General features: G+C 40.0%; 21 protein-coding genes. 5 read left to right on the forward strand and 16 right to left on the reverse strand.

What is annotated here, in order from left to right; genetic code table 11:
- Positions 1 to 619: 619 nt before the first annotated feature.
- Positions 620 to 1,006 carry a hypothetical protein gene (locus CO050_00230; GenBank protein ID PJC32337.1) on the forward strand — a complete coding sequence of 129 codons (387 nt, stop codon included), beginning with the start codon at positions 620 to 622 and terminating at the stop codon, positions 1,004 to 1,006.
- Positions 1,007 to 1,012: 6 nt separating this feature from the next.
- Here the strand turns inward: CO050_00230 and CO050_00235 are convergent, their stop codons facing one another.
- The 12 genes from CO050_00235 to CO050_00290 all read right to left on the reverse strand — a co-directional run bounded on the left by CO050_00235 (position 1,013) and on the right by CO050_00290 (position 13,506).
- A complete protein-coding gene (locus tag CO050_00235; GenBank protein ID PJC32338.1) occupies positions 1,013 to 1,747 on the reverse strand; it encodes a hypothetical protein in 735 nt (244 codons plus the stop codon).
- 110 nt (positions 1,748 to 1,857) lie between these two features.
- Entirely contained in the window at positions 1,858 to 2,517 is a 660-nt protein-coding gene (rsmI, locus tag CO050_00240; GenBank protein ID PJC32339.1) for a 16S rRNA (cytidine(1402)-2'-O)-methyltransferase, read from the reverse strand.
- Positions 2,518 to 2,520: 3 nt separating this feature from the next.
- Positions 2,521 to 3,351 (reverse strand): amino acid aminotransferase, encoded by an 831-nt coding sequence (locus CO050_00245; protein PJC32340.1) that lies wholly within the window; start codon positions 3,349 to 3,351, stop codon positions 2,521 to 2,523.
- A 28-nt stretch (positions 3,352 to 3,379) separates the two neighbouring features.
- Positions 3,380 to 3,817 carry a hypothetical protein gene (locus CO050_00250; protein PJC32341.1) on the reverse strand — a complete coding sequence of 146 codons (438 nt, stop codon included), beginning with the start codon at positions 3,815 to 3,817 and terminating at the stop codon, positions 3,380 to 3,382.
- Complete coding sequence (locus CO050_00255) at positions 3,777 to 5,042, reverse strand: hypothetical protein (protein ID PJC32342.1); 1,266 nt, start codon at positions 5,040 to 5,042, stop codon at positions 3,777 to 3,779. Before CO050_00255 ends, CO050_00250 begins: the two co-directional genes overlap by 41 nt.
- A 72-nt stretch (positions 5,043 to 5,114) precedes the next feature.
- Positions 5,115 to 5,603 carry a hypothetical protein gene (locus CO050_00260; GenBank protein ID PJC32343.1) on the reverse strand — a complete coding sequence of 163 codons (489 nt, stop codon included), beginning with the start codon at positions 5,601 to 5,603 and terminating at the stop codon, positions 5,115 to 5,117.
- Positions 5,604 to 5,624: 21 nt separating this feature from the next.
- Complete coding sequence (locus tag CO050_00265) at positions 5,625 to 7,625, reverse strand: type I DNA topoisomerase (GenBank protein PJC32344.1); 2,001 nt, start codon at positions 7,623 to 7,625, stop codon at positions 5,625 to 5,627.
- 71 nt (positions 7,626 to 7,696) lie between these two features.
- On the reverse strand, positions 7,697 to 8,560 hold the full coding sequence (gene dprA / locus CO050_00270) for a DNA-protecting protein DprA (GenBank protein ID PJC32345.1): 864 nt from the start codon (positions 8,558 to 8,560) through the stop codon (positions 7,697 to 7,699).
- A gap of 68 nt (positions 8,561 to 8,628) precedes the next feature.
- Positions 8,629 to 8,985 (reverse strand): aspartyl protease, encoded by a 357-nt coding sequence (locus CO050_00275; protein ID PJC32346.1) that lies wholly within the window; start codon positions 8,983 to 8,985, stop codon positions 8,629 to 8,631.
- Between the two features lie 40 nt (positions 8,986 to 9,025).
- Positions 9,026 to 10,711: a hypothetical protein gene (locus CO050_00280; GenBank protein ID PJC32347.1), complete on the reverse strand. Its 1,686-nt coding sequence runs from the start codon at positions 10,709 to 10,711 to the stop codon at positions 9,026 to 9,028.
- A 4-nt stretch (positions 10,712 to 10,715) separates the two neighbouring features.
- Positions 10,716 to 11,414: a hypothetical protein gene (locus CO050_00285; GenBank protein ID PJC32348.1), complete on the reverse strand. Its 699-nt coding sequence runs from the start codon at positions 11,412 to 11,414 to the stop codon at positions 10,716 to 10,718.
- A gap of 4 nt (positions 11,415 to 11,418) precedes the next feature.
- Entirely contained in the window at positions 11,419 to 13,506 is a 2,088-nt protein-coding gene (locus CO050_00290; GenBank protein ID PJC32349.1) for a hypothetical protein, read from the reverse strand.
- Between the two features lie 54 nt (positions 13,507 to 13,560).
- Between CO050_00290 and CO050_00295 the strand changes: the two genes are divergently transcribed.
- Positions 13,561 to 14,625, forward strand: coding sequence for a rod shape-determining protein (locus CO050_00295; GenBank protein PJC32350.1), 1,065 nt, complete (start codon positions 13,561 to 13,563; stop codon positions 14,623 to 14,625).
- 168 nt (positions 14,626 to 14,793) lie between these two features.
- Here CO050_00295 and CO050_00300 read toward each other — a convergent pair whose 3' ends face one another.
- From CO050_00300 to CO050_00310, 3 genes are all read right to left on the reverse strand, one after another.
- Positions 14,794 to 15,063, reverse strand: coding sequence for a type II toxin-antitoxin system mRNA interferase toxin, RelE/StbE family (locus CO050_00300; GenBank protein ID PJC32351.1), 270 nt, complete (start codon positions 15,061 to 15,063; stop codon positions 14,794 to 14,796).
- Between the two features lie 6 nt (positions 15,064 to 15,069).
- Positions 15,070 to 15,306: a hypothetical protein gene (locus tag CO050_00305; protein ID PJC32352.1), complete on the reverse strand. Its 237-nt coding sequence runs from the start codon at positions 15,304 to 15,306 to the stop codon at positions 15,070 to 15,072.
- Between the two features lie 149 nt (positions 15,307 to 15,455).
- Complete coding sequence (locus CO050_00310; GenBank protein ID PJC32353.1) at positions 15,456 to 16,064, reverse strand: hypothetical protein; 609 nt, start codon at positions 16,062 to 16,064, stop codon at positions 15,456 to 15,458.
- 32 nt (positions 16,065 to 16,096) lie between these two features.
- Between CO050_00310 and CO050_00315 the strand changes: the two genes are divergently transcribed.
- Both CO050_00315 and murB read left to right on the forward strand, forming a co-directional pair.
- On the forward strand, positions 16,097 to 16,537 hold the full coding sequence (locus tag CO050_00315) for a hypothetical protein (protein PJC32354.1): 441 nt from the start codon (positions 16,097 to 16,099) through the stop codon (positions 16,535 to 16,537).
- A 9-nt stretch (positions 16,538 to 16,546) separates the two neighbouring features.
- Positions 16,547 to 17,476 carry a UDP-N-acetylenolpyruvoylglucosamine reductase gene (gene murB, locus CO050_00320; GenBank protein ID PJC32355.1) on the forward strand — a complete coding sequence of 310 codons (930 nt, stop codon included), beginning with the start codon at positions 16,547 to 16,549 and terminating at the stop codon, positions 17,474 to 17,476.
- Positions 17,477 to 17,839: 363 nt separating this feature from the next.
- Here murB and CO050_00325 read toward each other — a convergent pair whose 3' ends face one another.
- Positions 17,840 to 19,006: a hypothetical protein gene (locus tag CO050_00325; GenBank protein ID PJC32356.1), complete on the reverse strand. Its 1,167-nt coding sequence runs from the start codon at positions 19,004 to 19,006 to the stop codon at positions 17,840 to 17,842.
- On the opposite strand from CO050_00325, the gene def reads away from it, so the two are divergent.
- The coding region (gene def, locus CO050_00330; GenBank protein ID PJC32357.1) for a peptide deformylase at positions 18,980 to 19,441 on the forward strand (462 nt) is incomplete at its 3' end. The two genes, CO050_00325 and def, sit on opposite strands and share 27 nt — an antisense overlap.

Raw genomic sequence — 19,441 nt, forward strand, 5'->3', positions numbered from 1 at the left:
TACAATTCTAGAAGAGATTGCTGAAATGCCAGAAGGCTCAGATAAAGAAGAAGCCAGACAAGCGCTTTTCGGTATCTTAGCAAATGATATGGTTGATAAAGATGAAAGTGAATTTTTATCAGATCTTCAAATTCTTGATCAAATTCAGCTGGAAAAGGGTGATGTTCTAGTAGCGCCTACCAATGTAGAAGCTAATCCACAAACGGTTGCTCCTGTAACTGCTGAACAACCCATAGTAGAAACTTCAGCAACAGCTAGTGCTGATGGATTAAGTGTTGAGGTTAGTGCTTCAGGTATGACAACTGTTACAGTTGAAGCTGGTCACCCTATGACTTTCACAAATGTTATTGAACAAGTAAGAACAGAACAAGGATTAGGATCAATAAATCCAAATAATAGAGCCGATCAAGTATGGTTAAGTACTGTGATTGCTCAAAACTTCGTTGCTTTAAATACTGCGGCTGCAAATTCTCATAATGGAATGCTTCAGACATTCCTTGTTTCTGTATTTCATCAGACAACAATGGCTGCTCCAGCTATAAAAGCTGGGTATGAAGGAGTGATGAACTTAGTGCTTAGTGGAGTAACTTTAACATTTAGTAAATAGTATAATTAAAACATGACCACCAACCAAACAACGCCAGATAGTTTCAGGGATTATGTAGCAGAAGTTCTAAAAACCCTGTATGAAGCTGGACATAAGCCAGAGCAGGTTCAGCCACTCCTCAAAGAATGGATTAAGATTGCCCATGCTAAGGTATACAGTGATTTAGTATTGGCTTTTACAGATCAAGAACTTGAAGAGGCAGAAAGAGTGGCTAGAGAAGAACAGCGTTCAAAAGAAGAAATGCAGGGCATGCTGAAAGATCTCTATATTAAAAAGACAGGAAAGAATCCAGATGATTTGGCCAAAGAGTGTCTAAATACCCTTGCTCGTGCTTTCATGGAAACATATGACAAAAATCAAGCTAGAGCAGAAATCGAGAAAATAAAACCAGTTCAATAGGCAGATCTACTCCGTATTCTCTCCTCCAGTTGTTGTTACTTGGACTGTTGACGTGGCTGAAACGGCGCCTAAGCAACTGCCGCCTGTATATAGTTTAGCGGTATGACCCTGTAAGACAACACTAAATGCTGGATTGTTACCTGGAATCATAGATGAGCTATTGCCTGTATTACTTGTTGTAATAGCGTTACAATTTAAGGTTGTAGCTCCAGTTTGGTCTTCTGTTTTATAACTATATCCAGTGTTAATATTTCCAGTTATTACAATTCTAATACCTACTGGTGAATTTGGGCTCGGTGGCGTTGCTTGAAGATATATTTTCGTTACTCCTATGCTCTCTGGAACTGGTGTTGCGGTTGGCGGTTGAGGTGCTATGGTTGCCGTTGGACCAGCAGGTGGGGTTGTTGGGGCTACCACTGGTGGGGTTGTGGAGAAATCTGGGGCTATTATTGCTGTTGGGCTGCCTAAGAAGATCCAGCCAATAAAGGCCGCAAACACAAAGCTAGCTACAATTAAGAGTAACCCTATGAGCGACTTCCAGATGCTCCCCCACGCCTCAGATATAGCATCGGGGTTTTCCCCAGCTTGCATAAACTTATATCCTGCTACAACAAAATTCCAGGTTGCAAATAGCCCCCCAATGACTGTTATTAAACGGATAATAAAACTGGCAAGATTTGCAAACCCACCCTGTAAGATTGGAGAAGCGGGCGGCGTTACTCCTGTCCCAATAAATTCCATATGTTTATTGTAATACTATCTGTATCTTTCTGGCAAGCTCCCGCTCGTATTAAAGGCTAAGCCTTGTTTCGCGCCCACTCCTGGAGTGGGTTAGGTTGACACCTAAGGAATTATCTGTGCCAGAGGAGAGTTATTTCTCCTTTGAGGCTAGTTAGTTTAATGTCCTTAATTGCTCCTCTGATAAACTCTTCATGCAGCTTAGTTAGTTCTCTGCCAATACAAACCTGGGTATCCTCTCCCATAATTTCTGTCATTAATTTTAAAGTTTCTTCGATCCTACTATTTGCTTCATAAGCAATATAAGTAATTTTAGGTTCTGAATATCTTGTTAATTCGTCTTTTAGTTTATTTTTTTTCTTGGATAGAAATCCCACAAACATAAATGGGTAAGGAGGTAAACCACTTGCGGTCAAAGCTGATAATAAGGCGCTAGGACCAGGAATTGGAATAACTTTAATCCCCTGTTTTATAGCTCGCTTTACAAGCTTATATCCTGGGTCGGAGATTAAAGGAGTTCCTGCGTCTGAAATTAAGGCAATGTTAGCCCCATGCTCAAGCTTTGTGATGAGGTTTAATAGCTTTCTTTGCTCATTATTATCGTTAAGTGAGATTAATTGTTCTGCTTTGATACTGTGTTCTTTTAGTAGTACGCCGGAAGTTCTAGTATCTTCGCACGCTACAATATCTACCAACTTTAAAATTTCCAAAGCACGAAGTGTGATATCTTTAAGATTCCCTATTGGTGTTGAAACAATATACAATGTCCCCATCTCTTATCTAGTTATTTTGCGAAATTCGGCTATAAGCTTTGTGGTCATAGGGCCCACAGACCCATCTCCGATTTGTAGGTCATCGATATGATGGACTGGCATTATTTCTTTGTTGGATGCCGTAACAAAGCATTCTGTAAAGTTTGATATTTGGGACATAGTTGGGAAACGCTGTTCTAATTCAATATTAAGCGCGGGAACCAGTTCATCAAGGATGACTTTTCTTGTTATCCCGTCCAGAATTCCCTCATTTGCCGTAATAAGCTTTCCATCCATAACAGCAAAGAAGTTACTCGTCATTCCCTCATATAAGTTTCCTTGTGGATCAATGTGAATAAGTTCAATGGCATTATCTTTCCTTGCTTTTGCCAATGCACCTACTCCTGCCATATAGTTTAGGGACTTGGCGTTTGGGATCTGGCGTTCCACTTTGAACGTGGCTACTTTCACCCCTTTTTCATAAAACTCCATAGGATATTCATGACACGGAGCAAATATCACGATCAGACTCCCCTTTCCCACGCTAATACTGTCTTCGCTGATTCCACCAGTAACCACTATACGTATATTAAATTCCGGAGTTTGGGTACTATTTTTACTGATTCCTTCCTTGATTATTGAGTTTAATTCTTCAGCGGTTGCTGGGACTGTCATGGAAAGCGCACGTGCTGAATTATGAAGACGATTTAGATGGTCTTGCAGACGAAAGGGAATTTGGTTATATGTGCGTAGAAAATCGAAAACACCAAATCCACGAAGGACACTAATATCAAAAGCGGAGATTTTAAGCTCCTCCTGGCTTACCCACTGATTGTCTAGATAATGCACTAGCATATATCTATATTATACACCACCAAGGGACCTACTGTCCTTGACCAAAGCCAGGGGGAGGTTCGTTGCTATCTTGATCCAGACCAATAAATACTATTTCCAGGTTTGTTGTGTCTATATTATATTCAGTTAATAGCTGTTGCACCTTCGCTTCCGCACTGCTTTTTTCTCCGGAAAAGTCCACTCTCAAAATTGTTCCCATATTATTCAGCTCAAGATTTAAGTCTTGATATGTAAAAGGATAATCCGGTAGTTGACCATATTGCTGTTGCTCAGAGATATTGTCAGTTGGTATAATTTCCGGCGCCGTTATTGGTATAACTCTTGTACCTGGAGAATTTGTTTTGTTTTTACCAAACACGCTCACTCCAATAAGAATTAGCAGAACCACTACCAATACTCCTAGTATAGTTTTTGCTTTTAAGAATTTAGTATCCATAGTTTTGATAATACCACCAAACATATTCATCATACGTCATATTTTCAAGTCTGGGATATCTTATTGTATTGTTCCCATAATACCTATACCCTGCTTCTTTTGTTTGTGCTTTTGTCCAGTTCAGGCTTGTTTCACCCGTTCCACTGTCGTGCTTGAGCTTGGCTGCGGATCCATAAATATTATCACGCAGATTGCAGACATTTGAAGTGTGGGTATAGTCCCCAAAATCTTTAACCGCATTTTTATATCCACTCCAGGCATTAGGGCAAAATCCAACTCCACAGCCTGGACAAGTTGTATCTCCATTTGCATCTTTTCCGATAGTCATCTGCATGGGGCCAGTTGCTGAGCAGACATTTGGTCCACAACCGGGAATTTTGTTACCGGGGGTGGTGTATTGGGATATCTGAGCTGGAGTATATGTAAAGGTCGTAGACATCTCAATTTTTGCCACAGCCTCCAAAATTGCCGCCGGAACAAAAACCTTACCTTCAATCTCTTTAAATAATACTCTCAAAGATTTAATATTTTCTGTAACTGGCAGTGGTGTGGGGGTTGGAGAACCCACTCCTGGAATGGGTGTTGGAGCAGACTGACAGCTTCCTTCAACTCCAGACCAGCTACACGTTAAGGAGCAACCTGGGGTTAAGGATATTTTCTGCGAGACCCTTAGTGCTCCCTCATCAAGTCCCCCATCACACTGGGCATGAGTTCCATTGGCGGATTCACAAGCAGCGCAGTGATACAGCTCACAGCTAACTTCAAATGTTTTACTTGAGGTATTAGTGATTGTTGTTTTTCGACGCGCACCTGTTCCTAAGGAACACGCAACATCACTCGCTCCATCTCCATCAAGGTCGCGATTTACTAAATCTGCTCCCCCCTCGTGGGGAGTATAGCTACATTGATCCCCACTCCAGGCTGACCAGCAACGACCAACATCAGCGTATACCCAGTCAACTTGTTGAGTTACTTTACCAGCCGCAATTGGCGGCATTGCGATTGATCCCCCACTAGGTGTGGGAGTTATAGAACCCACTCCTGGAGTGGGTGTTGTTGAGGGAGTTAAGGATGGATCAAAAGAGCCAAGCTGAGGCGACCCTTGCTGGGAGTAAACTGTAGCAGACAGGACGTCTCTTTCTGGGTCAGTTAATAAAAAAATTCCAATTAGGATTACAGCAAATAGCAATATCCACGAAGCCATCAGAGCAGTTTTTTGTTTGTTCATCCAGGTAAGCTGATGTACCATATCCATGTATCCAATATATCACATTTATTCACTAGAACTTAAGGCAAGGCCTTCCATTGCATGTAGGGCCTCGCCTTATTAATGGAGGAGCTTTTTGGTTTGAACTGCCAGATACTTGGGAACACGGCTCATCCAAGATTTACCGGTGCGGAATAAATTTCTAATCCTTCGGCCTTCATAGAGCTCTCTTTTAAAAAATGGGACTTCGATTATTGGATACCCCTTTGCTTTCAAAATGCGATTGGTCCAGTCATTATTGCTTATAATAACGTCAAAGGGAGACAGCTTCTCTTCAACAAAGTCTCCCCATTTTTTATCGTTAAAAAAATCTGGTATTCCGTATATTCCAACTAACTTTTCTTCTAACTTTTCTTCCTTGAAAAATGTCTCTAACAGAGATTTTACGTGCTCAAAACCAATTGGGTTATCCTTATTATCCTGATTAATGCTTCCTATTCCAATAATAACCTTTTCAGCTTGTTTTAATCCCTCCAAAATAAGATAGCGGTGGCCTTTGTGAAACGGCTGAAACCTCCCAACTATTAGAGCTACTTTATATTTTTGCATATTGATAATGTGATAATGGGGTCAGCCACCATTTTTTGTTTTTTCGGGTTCTTTGCCGATGTCTGTTTTTTTCCAAGCAGCGTAGTCACAGTCTGGGTAATTAGAACACCCAAAGAACTGCTTACCCCGTTTGGTTCGGCGAACTATGATTTCACCTTTGCACTTGGGACAATCTATTCCAACCTTTTCCTTGTAGTTTTTGGTATATTTACATTCTGGAAATTTGTCACAAGATAAAAACTTACCAAACCGACCTATGCGAATAATCACGTCTCCCGTTGTGCAGTCAGGGCACTTCTCCCCCGTTTTCTCAACAGGAATCTTAACCTTCTCAGCTTCAGTCTGTACTTTGTTCACGGTAGTCTTGAACGGTTCATAAAAAGCCCCAATTACTTTTTTCCACTCTGCGGCCCCATTGGCAATTTCATCTAAACTATCCTCCATTGATGCTGTAAATTTAAGGTCCAATACAGCTGGAAAATGTTCTACCAGAAAATCTGTGACGGTGATGCCAATTTTAGTCGGTGAAAAACGTCCTTCTTCTTTTTCGATATAGTGGCGATCTTGAATATTAGAGATAATAGGAGCATATGTTGAAGGGCGGCCCACTCCTTCACTTTCAAGTTTTTTAATTAGCGAGCTTTCAGAGAAACGTGCGGGTGGCTGCGTAAATTTCTGCTCGCCATCCACATTAATAAGTTTGAGGTTTTCCTTTTGACTAACTTCTGGTAGAAGCACCCCTTCTTGCATGGACTTTGTTATACCAATCACCTTGAGGTATCCATCAAACTTTAAAATTTCTCCACGAGCAATAAGTGTATATGTGTTTGTTTTAGCTGCTTTAGCTTCTACCTCTATCTTGGTGCGGTCAAAGATAGCGCTCTCCATCTGAGTGACTACAAAACGACTCCATATCAGGTCATAAAGACGTGCATCATCGCGACCAAATTTTGTTGAATCTGGCGAAGCGCCGCTTTTGTTTTTAGCTACATTGGTTGGTCTAATAGCTTCATGTGCTTCTTGAGCTACCTTAGATTTGGTCTTAAAAAGCCGCGCCTTTCCAACTAAATATTTTTTGCCATATTCTTTCTCAATATATGCTCTTACCGAAGTAACAGCTTCTAGGGAGATACTCAGGGAATCGGTACGGTGATAAGTAATTAGACCTTGTTCATACAGCTTCTGGGCATGCATCATTGTTTTTTTACTGGACCAACCTAAGCGATTTACGGCTGCTTGCTGAAGAGTTGATGTGGTAAAAGGAGGATTAGGTGAGCGTTTGGCTTCTTTCCTCTCAATATTAGATATTATGTAATTTGAGAGTCTTAGCTGGGCCAAAGCCACGCCTGCGTCCTTTTGGTTATTAACTTCGCCACTTTCACCATTTATTTTATCTAAAATAACCTTGAATTTATCACCTCTAGGAGTTTTCACCTCTGCCTCAATGACCCAGAACTCTGTTGGTTTAAATGCGTCTCTTTCTTTTTCACGGTCTACTACAAGTCTAACTGTAACTGACTGCACACGACCAGCAGATAATCCTGCTCTAACTTTTCGCCAAAGCAATGGTGACAATTTGTAGCCAACGAGCCTATCTAGTACTCTGCGGGCTTGCTGGGCATCCACTAAATTTTGATCAATTTCTTTTGGACTTTTTAGCGCTGCCTCAATTGCGGATTTAGTTATTTCATGAAATACAATACGCTCAATCTTCATGCCTTTCTTTTTTAAAAGTAAGGCAGCATGATAAGCAATTGCCTCCCCTTCACGGTCTGGGTCAGTTGCCAATATAATACTGTCAGCGGCTTTTGCTAGTTTTTTAAGCTCGGCTACTTTTTTGGTTTGGCGCTTAGGAATAACATATTCAGGCTCAAAATCTTTTCTTGTATTCACACCGAGCTTTTTTTCTGGTAAGTCGCGTATATGACCATATGTTGCCTCAATACTCAAATCCTTGCCAGCTTTTAAGAAGCGAGTTAGGGTCTTAGCTTTGGTTGGTGATTCAACTAGTATTAGTTTCATAATTGTTTATTATAACAGCTAAACTAAAGGCAAGGCCATTCATTACATAAAAGGCCTCGCCTTGTTTCGCATTATAACAGGGTTTCTATAATGTTCTGTGCTGATGTAACCGGTGTAGCACCAATACTAATCAAGTAATTTGGCCCATCGCTTAAGTCACTGGTAATGGGGCCAGGGACAGCGTAAACATCTTTCCCCTGCTCTAATGCAAAGCGCGCCGTAATCATAGTTCCACTTTTTCTAGCCCCCTCAATTACAATAATAGCTTTTGACAAGCCGGAAACTATGCGGTTTCTAGTAATTATTCCAGCTCTGGTAATATCCGCTCCTGGTGCAGTTTCAGAAACTACCACCCCAGCTTTTATTATTTCGTTATATATAGCCTGATGACTTCTTGGATAGCAGATATCTACTCCACACCCCAAGACCGCGATCGTAGGCTTTTTGCTTTTTAGTACAACTTTGTGAGCAACTGTATCGATTCCCAGTGCTAGTCCCGAGGTAATAATATATCCTTGTTTGATAAGTCCAGCTACTAACTGTTGGGTTGAGCTAATACCATAGGCAGTTGGTTGGCGAGTTCCGATGACGGCAATTTGGGGTCTATTTAATAGCTCAATATTACCTTTAGCATAGAGAACTATGGGAGGATCTGGTATTTGCAGAAGGTTCTTGGGATACTTTTTATCTGCCTGAGTCAAAAAGAAAATCTGTTGCTGTTTTAGCTTTTCTATCTGACGATCTGGGTTAAAACTTTTTCGAAACTTAATAAAGTTGTCATATATTTTTAATCCCAAAATATGTTTAAGTATAGAGTCTTTTGCTAAGTATGCAGCGCCTGCCGATCCGTATTCTTTCAAGAGCGCTTTAGCCCGCATAGGTCCAATACCTGGGGCAAAACTCAACCCAATAAAACCCTCTTCCTCACTAACCATATGAATATTATACAGGTTTGGAATATTCACTATTTATTTAAGGACGGTCCTTAAATAAATATTAAGGTTTACATCCTCAAATTTGCTTGGTGAAGAGTGCGGGATAAGGGATTTAAAGTTAACCCTAGAGCTTCCAGTGTAAAAGCTCCAAGCAGTAAACTGTCTCCCTTTTTTCCGAATAAAATAGGTGCAGCTGACTCCTTTCCTTCAAATTCATACATTGCACTTCCCACTTTACGTTTAATAGTAGAACCATCCGCTAGCGAAAATTCCTCTTCTCTTTGTGGTTTAATTCCAATGCGTTTTAAAATACTGGCTGGAACTACAGTATAAGTTGCTCCGCTGTCGACCAAGAATCTGCCTTGATATTCCCTCTCTGGGTTTTGTGGATTTTTAATTTTTAGTCTAACATTTGTCATTCCCATGGTGAAATACAGTATATCACATTGAAATTGTTAATTTATTTTAAAACCGGGTTTTAAAATACTTGTCCAGGATTTGTTTGGCGATGGGGGCAGCGTCATCTGATCCAGCTCCTCCACCTTCCAATAAAACCGTGACTACTATTTCTGGATTAGAAGCTGGTGCAAAAACTGTAAACCAAGCGTGGGTTTTATCTTTGTTTCCAAATTCCGCCGTTCCGGTTTTGCAAGCAACTTTAACTTTGTAATTAAAAAACGGGTAACCGGTTCCTCCAGGTTCACAAGCTTTAGTCATGCCAGCTGTAATTAGATCTATAGTCTTTGGTGCAAGCTTTAAGTCAGTGCAATCTGGCTTAGCTTTGGTAAGGAGCGGTTTACAGAGTTTACCTTGGCTTGCTATCACAGAGGTAAAAAGATTTACCTGAATTGGAGTAGTTAAAATATCTCCCTGCCCTATTGCAGTAATATATGTATCGCCCAAGTACCAGCGGTCTTTTTTTGTGCTTAGTTTCCACTCAGGATCTGGCATACGACCAGGCAGTTCACCAGGAAGCGCGATGCCTGTAAGCTGACCAAGACCAAAGAGCTTAGCATAGGTGACAAGCTCTTCAATTCCAGTTACACCTCCTAGTTCATAAAAATATGTATCAACAGAGCGTGCCAAAGCTTTTACTATATCTACTTCTCCTTCCGTACGACCATACTGAGTAAAATACCAGTTGCGGTAGATAAATCTGCCGATCTGGATAAAGCCATTGTCAGTAAATATTGTGTCCGCGTTTATGGCGCCACCTTCAAGACCTGCCGTGGCAGTAATTATCTTGAAGGTAGAGCCCGGTGGATAAAGACCTCCCACTGCACGATTGAACAAGGGACGCCGATTGCTTTCAAAATATGAATTGATTAAAGTTACATTACTACGATCAACAAATGTATTGGGATCAAAACTAGGATTAGAATATATTACAAGAACTTCACCAGTAGTTGGTATGGTAACAATCACGGCGCCTGGTTTATCTCCTATGGCTTCGGCCGCAACGATTTGAAGGGAAATATCTAAAGTTGTGTAAAGATTTGCTCCAGGAACTGGATCAATGCGGTCAAGTTCTTTTAAATTCTCCCCAACCGCATTGGTTTCTCTAAGCACTTTTCCCTCGTGTCCACGCAAACCATTATCATAAATCTTTTCCAATCCAGACTTGCCAATTAAACTGCCGATCTGTTTTCCAGATTCTACCTCGTCAATATCTACTTCACCTACATAACCAATACTGTGCGCAAATGTTGAGCTATATGGATAATAGCGAGTGACAAATTCCTCGATTCCCTCACTCTCATCTGCAGCTTCAAGTTTAATATATTCTTCCTGTGTATAATACACATACGACTGACCCTTCTCTTTTGACCAGCTACCACGCCTATAAATAGGCTTATTAAGAGTAAGCTCCTCATTGTTCCGATCATAAATAACACCCCGCTCGGCCCAGATTATTTCTTCATTTACTCGATTGCCGTCGGCAAGGTCTTTATAGTAAGCACCCCGAACTAAGGTAACCCAAAATAGGCGTATAAATAGAATACCTAAAATAAGGGTAAACAGAATAAATAATGGAATAACGCGTGGAGCAACCATGCTTTGTTTTAAGCCGTGTTCAAAGCTGGCAACCTGCCCGTGGTGCTGTTCACTTCTTACAAAATCACTAAAACCTTTCCCGAGTCGTACAGTCATGGAACTACATTACCACAAATACAAAGGTAAGTAGCTGATAGTCAATTGATGGAGAAATTACTGCTTGCTGGTAGACCTCTACCTTATCATCAAGAAGCTGATTTATTACACCTATAAGGATACCACCAGGCAACCCCTCTGCACCGGAAGTTCCTACAAGATCGCCTATTTTTAATGTTTCTGACTGCAATATGCGAGTAAGCATTAACTTGTTATCTCCCCCTTGCAAAAGACCCAGTGCCCCACTTTGAGTTCGCACAGGTATCTTTGATTCGGGATCTGTGAGAACTTTAATCTTTGAGGAGTGCTCCCCCACCTCCATTACAGTGCCAATTAATATTTCTTGACTAACCACAGCGCTTCCTGCTTTAACACCACTTGCCTTTCCCTGGTCAATAAACAAATAACGACTGTTTCCTACTATGCGAGCTGGTAATAATCCCAATTCTGGTGAAAGTGGAGCTTCCAATTGCATACGCAAAGCCGCGTTTTCATTTCTTAGCTTTACTATTTCAAATTTAAAGGCATATAGCTGTTCTTGCAAAGTCTGTTTTTCTTCATTGGAGAGCGTGGTTTTTTGTTTCCAGATAAAACTTCGCAAGGCATTGGCTTGAGACGAAATGGTAGAGCGAACTAGGTAGATAACAACGATGACAAGAATGGTGGAGATAATAAGATAAAGACTATTTGAGCGCAAGTTCATATTATTATTTCTCTAGTTGCATGAGGTAATCTGCTGCTTCCTGGTCATTACTGTTAATATTATTTATGACATACTCAAATTGAAGCTTAGCCAACTCTGTTTGATCAGCCTGGAGATAGAATAATCCCAAGAGAATGCGTGCGTCTCGATAATTAGATTTTAGCTCAATTGACTCCCTCAGGGTTGGAATGACCAAGTTGCTTAGCTCTCCATCTCCAGAATAAAGAAGCGCAAGATTATATAGTAACTTAGGGTCATTGGGAGATAAGTCTAAAGCTTCTTTGATTTCGGATATGGCAAGACTTAGGAGCTTTGGATCTGTTTCTGATAGAAGATAAAGCAAGCGCACACTGTCTTTGGCTAGGTTTAAGTTATTAGGAGAAATAGAGCGCGCCACAGCCTGAAAAGAAATAGCCTCAGCTTTAAGTTGAGCAGCCCGGCTAGATTCTTCTCTCTGGTAGGCACTTCGGGACAAAAGCCCCTCAGCATACGCTAGCTCACTCCAGTAGCGCGGTTCATCTGGTCTAAGACTTAAAGCTTTGGCTAATTTACGTCTACCCTCCAGTGAATATCCACTACTAACCAAATTTTGCCCTTTGGAATATAGTACATCCGCATACCAAAATCTAGCAAGTAATGTCAGCAGCAATCCTGACAGCAGCAAGATGAATATAATTAAGACCCGCCTAAGCCAGATGCTCATTCCAGGGATGTGAAGCACATTCCTGGAATGGGAACCAATAAGCACCATAAAACTTGCAGGAATAAGCCAGAAAAATATACTAATTACCACAACAGAAAAGCCAAAGAAGTTAGTAACAAGAATACTTATCCAAGAGGCAAAAAGGCCAGCTAGTAAAGAGCGAAGAGCAAAGTGTGAAGAGCTTTTTAATATAAAACACACAGAGTAAAATATGAAGATGGAAATCAGCAAAAGATAAGTTCCTAGTCCAACGTATCCTGTTGTTGCTAGGAAGTTTAAGTATTCGTTGTGTGCCTTATTGTACAAAAAATCCCACTCACTTGTTAAGTTATGTTCAACTGGTCGATATTTATAAAAAGCCCAGGCAAAAGTTTCGACACCTGTTCCAAAAAATGGGTTAGCATTTGCAGCATTTAAGGCCCCTTGCCAAACATATTTTCGAATCTGGCTCGACTCGGTACCTCCCAGACTCAACACTGTTCCTGGTCCACGATTTATGATCGTTTCGTCAATTTGGCTCGACCTATATTTGCTCACAATGCCAGGAAGAGTAAATCTGTGCAAAGGAGTGTCATTAAGCCCAGTGATAAATGATAGGAGCAAAAGAACTACGTGAAAGATAATAATGATTTTTTTTATCCTACTCTGCCTAAATATTAATAGCCAAAATGTGGCGTCGGCAATAATAAATCCTAGTAAGCCTGAGCGGGATTTAGTGTAAAGAATTGTTAAAAAAAAGATAGTAGGCAAAATATACATGAGAATAATGTGGTTGAGTTTGTTTTGAGGTTCCTTTTGTTTGTAATAATTTAGACCCAGCCCTAAAGAAAGAAAAAGCAAAATATTCATATATGCCGCCAACCAGTTTGGTTGACCAATAGATGAAAAAACACGCCGCGCCACGTCCTGCACCCAGAGATGTTTATCTATTCCAAAATGCTGTAAGACTCCGTATGTCGCAACTAAAGCTCCAGAAAAAATAGCAAGTTTTAATATCTTAAGAAGTGCTTCTTTAGTTACATTGCTAATAAACCCGTAGTACAGCAGGATAAAACTAATAACAGATAAAAGCCCCCCATGTTGCCGGGAATAATAACCCCAGATTGAGACGTGTCTGTCAATCGAAACAAAGCTTGAGATGGCTAATGTTAAAAGAAAAAGTGCAATAGGAATATCTAAAGGGCTCCTTTTAATCTGCAGCTTGCCACTTAAAATTACTTTGAGTAGCCATGTTATAAACACCACAATCGTAAGACCGTAGACTAAAAACATTTTGTTAAATTCAAATAACTCAGAAGTATAAGGTACGACCAAAACTGGCGTTGCAACCACCAGGACGTAGTAAGCGTAGATAAGTATCTTTGATGTGAGGCTAAAGCATCTCTTCATGTAGTCTCTATCTTAACATTTTTTTGAGCTGGTGTGTGCTGTATAATTGTAGGTATGTTAAAGTATATTTTTGGTGCGATGTCCCACAACTTAGCCATAGATCTAGGTACAGCAAATGTATTGGTATATGTTGAAGGTAAAGGAATAATGATTCGAGAGCCATCTGTGGTGGCTAGACATAGAAAGAGTAGAAGAGTTTTAGCTATTGGAGACGAAGCCAAGGCTATGGTTGGCAAAACTCCCAGAACAATTGAAGCATTTCGCCCCTTAAGACATGGAGTTATATCTGACTATGACGCAACTAAATTTATGTTGCAGGAATATATTAAAAAAGTTCACTATCGCCCACCCGGCACATGGCAATCATATTTACCAAACGTTCCAAGACCCAAAGTAATCGTAGCAATCCCCTCTGGAGTAACCGAGGTGGAGCGCCGCGCTGTGTGGGAAGCCTGTTTGGAATCTGGAGCGCGCGAAGCATACCTGATTGAAGAACCAATGGCTGCGGCAATTGGCGCGGGACTCCCCATAGAAAAGGCTCGTGGGTTGATGGTTATTGATATTGGAGGTGGTACAACAGAAATTGCGATTATTTCACTGGGAGGAATTGTATTAAATAGCTCAGTGAGAATTGCCGGAGACGAAATGAATGAAGCAATAATTAGCTATGTACGACTTCGACATTCATTAATAATTGGAGAAAATAGCGCGGAAGAAATTAAGATCGCCATAGGATCTGCATACCCAGACGAAGGCAAGCGGAAACATCATGTGCTTCGTGGAAGAGGTTTTGAAAGAGGTTTACCAAAGTCTGTAAAATTATCATCAGATCATGTGCGAGAGGCTTTAGATAGTGTAATAAATAAAATTATACGGAGTATCAATGAGATTGTAGAGGAGATTCCTCCAGAGTTGGTGGGAGATATTATGGAGCATGGTGTTGTTTTAACTGGTGGTGGAGGTACACTTCGGGGATTAGATAAGAGAATCTGCGAGGCAATTAGGATGCCAGTATGGGTAGAGCCCGATGCGCATACAGCAGTTGTTCGTGGAGCTGCAAAACTTCTAACTAATCCAAAACTCCTAGAAAAAGTTAGAGTAACCAGCGGTCTTCAGTAATACAAGGTTCTTGTCAAACGCCGGACGTTTGACACGACGTTTGACACTGAGGAGAGTTGAATTTGTTAAAATTATGATTTATTCAATAACTTCTTCAGATTCGTAGACTGTGCTGTTTCCCAAGATAAAAGCCAGTCATTTAGTTTTTTATATTTTGTCGATTTTTTCTCAACGACCCCATTTGTTATAGTCATCATGACTACCAACATTCACTAGGATAACTGTATTTTTAGCTTCAAAATCAAAAAGCACCCTATGACCATTTTTCAAATAGAAGGAATAGTAGTCTGCTAAATTTCCCTTAAGTTTGTGAGTATGCAAGGAGGGACTAAATGGGTTGTTAAAAAATATCTTTATTTTTTGCTCAAAATCCCTTTTTATCTTAGTCGACAGTTTCTTAAAAGACCGTTTAAATTGAGAAGAACGGTTGATCTTCATGCTATGTTAAGAATATAATTCTTTAATTAGCTCATCAGCTGAAGTAAACGTTTTACTTTTCCCCATGGCATATTCTAGCCTAGCTTCAGCAACCATCTCATCAATAGTATTTGGGTCATTAACTTTTTTCATAGATTTAACATCTACTTCCACAACAAGCTTCCTCCCCCGATCACTGCTATAAAGAGGCCTCAAACTGGTTAAAGGAAAAGAAACTGTCGCTGGGATAATTTGTATACTCATAATATTTACTCCTTTTATTGTTTGTATGTTAACACAAGTTGAAAAAATTGACAATAGACGATATGTATCTATTCACAATTTAACAAAGTAGCGAATACAACAAGGCTAAGCCTTTAATACGAGCTATTAAGCTGGACTAGAAAAAAGATTTACTCAATAACTTCCTCTGCTTCGTAGATTGTAGTATCAATTGTCCCACTCTCTGGTGAGCGGGACTCAGGTAGGTCTAGTTTAAAGCTTTGAATGATTAGTTCGAAGAGCTTTCTGGTTTCAGGTTCCTGGTTCATGGTTTCGATCAGATAGAGCACATCGTGGTCAATCGCGGCGGTAAATAGCTGATTCTCGGTTGTGTAGTTGCTGGCAGCAATGTTGCCAAGGGCGGTGGTACCGGAAAGCTTAGCTGTCACACTTGCTTCTTTTTCCCAAGATTTCAGCCAGTCATTTAGTTTTTTATATTTCGTATCAATAAGCTTAATCTGGATTAGTTGTTTTTTGTCTTTATCTATAACAGATAATAGTGAGTAGTGTTCGTCGTCGTCAGGTGTAATATCCGCAACAGTTAGGTCATTGTAGTACTTAAAAGAAAAACCGGCTTCGTCTTCAAATAGTACTGCTTCTCTGGTAGAAGTCTTAATGGTTTCTAGTATTGGGGTTATATCCTCATTTGTTGTTGCTTGCCTTCTAATTAAGAGCGCAGCTATTACAACCACTACAATTATGAATAAGAATACAAGATAGACGCGTTTTTCCTTTGACATAAGCCTACCACCCAGTATATCATGTAGCCATAATGAAAAAAATAATTTTGTTTCTGATTTTATTGAGAGCTTTGTCACTGCCCGTGACTGTGGATGCAAAGCGACTATTACCACAGGTTGCCGCGGCAAATCGACCAGCTGTTCGATCCGCACCTATCAGTAAATCAAAAGGTGTGTCTGCAAAGGTAAGTTTTGGTAGTGATCACAAAGCCTTGAATATTACGTTTAGTAATTTAATCGTATCTAAAAAAGTAGATTACGCTTTAACATACAAAAGCAACGGCAGAAAAGAAGCGGTCATTGGAGTAGTCAACCCCAGTGAAGGAGATGGAGCCGAGCGGGAGCTCTTATTTGGAACTTGTTCTAGCGGAGTATGTACCTATCATACGAGAATAACCGAAGCTAAGCTAATTATAACAACCACACTTAGTAATGGACGCAAAGTATTAAAACCCTATCGCCTCAAAGTATAATCATAAGTCATGAATATTAGTAATAATGCAAAGCTGCAAGATTATAGTAATTTTGGTCTGGGTGGGATTGCAGATAAAATTATTACTGTAAGCACTTCAGATGAATTGGTTAGTGCTTTAACATCGCTCGAGCAAGATAAAGAGCCCTATAGAGTTTTTTCAGGTGGAACAAATGTGGTATTTCCAGATGAAGGATTAACTGAAACGCTTGTGCATATTAAAGCTGGAAATATAGAAGTAAATAAAACAGATCTAGGGCTTACCACAGATTCTGGAGTGTTACTTATGGATGTGGTAAAAAAAACACTAGAGTTAGGTTGGATGGGAATGGAAAACTTATCTGGTATTCCTGGCACCATAGGTGGAGCTATCTATGGCAATGCTGGAGCATATGGAACAGAGCTTAAAGACTTAGTAGATGAGGTTGAGATTTATGACCAAGGAGCAAGAAAGTGGCTTAGCAATACAGATTGTCAGTTTGGATATAGGACAAGTGTTTTTAAACACTACAGTGGAGTCGTGCATAGTACCATCTTAAGAGTTAAACTAAAACTAGCTGGGAAAGGTTCTATAAGTGAATTGACAAAAAAGTCACAAGAAATTATACGAGCCAGAGAGCAGAAATATTTGCCCGTTCTCAAGTGTCCAGGCAGCTACTTTAAGAATATATTAGTCAGCGAGCTAACCACAAAACAACTTTCAGGCATTCCCCAGGATAAGATTATGTTTGGGAAAGTTCCAGCTGGATATTTGCTGGAAGAAGTAGATGCTAAGAGTAAATCTGTGGGAGATATAAAAGTAGCAGATTTCCATGCAAATCTTATCTATAATGCAGGTAATGGAACTGCCAGAGAGGCAAAAGAATTAGCAGAGATATTAAGACAGCTAGTTCTGGATAAGTTTGGAATTAGACTGGAAGAAGAAGTGAGGTATTTTTAGCTCTGCAAACCTATTGATCCACATTTTGGACATATATTTACAGGGTTTGACCCTGTGATTTTATATTCTACTGAACAAGGTAACTGGAAATCTATACGAATAACTTTTCGAGTTAATCAAGGAGATCTAGTCAAACTTAAAGCTAAGGCTATGGAAAAAAATATCCCCTATCAAACTTTACTTAGCACCTTAATTCGTAGTTATGTTGAAGAAGGATATTCATTCAGACTGTAATTAGTTCAGGCCGTTACCAAGCGCTATTTACAGGGTCAAACCCTGTAATTTCAACGCGAAACTCCAGATTATAATCTGTTTCTCCGTGGCGAACAAGGTATATTGTACAGGGGTTAGAAAGCTTCTTCTTCATTTATCACTTCCCATGAGTTTTTCAACTTTTTGGAGCTCTTTTTGGATAGCAACTAGTTTTGAGGCAGTTGAGTAGTCTTCGTCTTTGACAAAGTACACCACTGGCTTATTGAGGGCTTCGGCTATCTCTTCAAGGGTATTGAGGGATGGCTCTGCTCGTCCTACTTCCCAGGCACTAACTGTCTTATCTGAAACTTTTATAGCCTTACCTAGGTCTCGCTGAGAGAGTCCTGCGTCCTTACGGGCCTGTTTAATGTGAGAAAGGACATATTCACTTAACTTTACTTCGCGCTTAGTGCTTGACATATTAGTTATATCAACCGTTACATATTTATTAGTAAATAATAAGTGAAATGCGGTGTGCAATTCATCAACTGACTTAGTGCTATACATTATTGCTTTATCTATCTTATTACCAGCCTGTGGCGCTAGGAATACTAATACATCTTGCCCTTTCCAGTCAAAACTGTCTATGATAGTTAATTTTTTATCAGGGACAAGTATAGGATAATTCCCTATCTGTAGTTTATAGAGAGCAATGCCAATTGCCAATTCTATTCCATATAAATTTCGGTCCCTGCCACGACGAATATACTGCTTATTATGAGTGAGAGCATACTTGTATAATTCGGCCTCAACAAGGTATGACATACCAATGGGTAGTTTTATTCCGGTGTCGCGTGGAATTGCTTTATATGCTGTAACCAAATGGTCTCCCCGATCACTAAAAAGAAGTCCCCCGATGTATTGATTCCCCTTATATACGCTCACAGCTTTATAGGGATAGCTATGAGGAGGTTTGGTAATTATTTTGTATTTAACATCATGCACTTGTCCGCCAATGCTCTGGATGTGACGGGTGTATATCTTGATAAAGTTATCTATAAATTCTTCGTTAACGTCGTCAACTTTGATATTGTAGTTGTTTTCAGCTAGATGTTGCTCCGCTTTGTGGATTTTCTTGCGGGTTTTACCACCAAAAGGAGCTAGATAATTATCATAGTCAGATATATCTATTCTCCAGCTAATTTTCTGAGGGTAATCACCGTTAATATTCATATGTGTTATATTATAACACCCACTCCTGGAGTGGGTTAGGTTGACACCTAAGGAATAAACTGCTGATATAATAACCTTATGCGTGTAATACAAGTTCCAGCTCATGTCTTAACTACTAAAGCTGAGACAATAGTCAAATTTGATAATAAACTGCTCAAGCTAGTCGAGGAAATGATAGACACTTTAGAAAAAACCAAGGATCCGGAGGGTGTGGGATTAGCGGCTGTCCAAGTGGGAATTGCAAAGCGCATTTTTGTCATGAACACTCGTCCGGAAAGCACTAGAGGTGGTAAATATGAGTCTTTTATAAATCCAAAAATTATAGAAAAAGAGAAGGATAAGGCTGACAAAGTATTAGAAGGTTGTTTGTCTATTGAGAATATTTGGGGGTATCCAGAAAGAGCAAGTGGTGTAAAACTAGTTTACCAGGATCTTAAAGGTAAAAAGCATATCAAAAAATTTATAGGATTTGGAGCAGTCATTGTTCAACACGAAGTCGACCACTTACAAGGAAGACTTTTTACACACCGAGTAATTGAG

This window comes from Candidatus Roizmanbacteria bacterium CG_4_9_14_0_2_um_filter_38_17, from assembly GCA_002788855.1.
Taxonomy (GTDB): Bacteria; Patescibacteriota; Microgenomatia.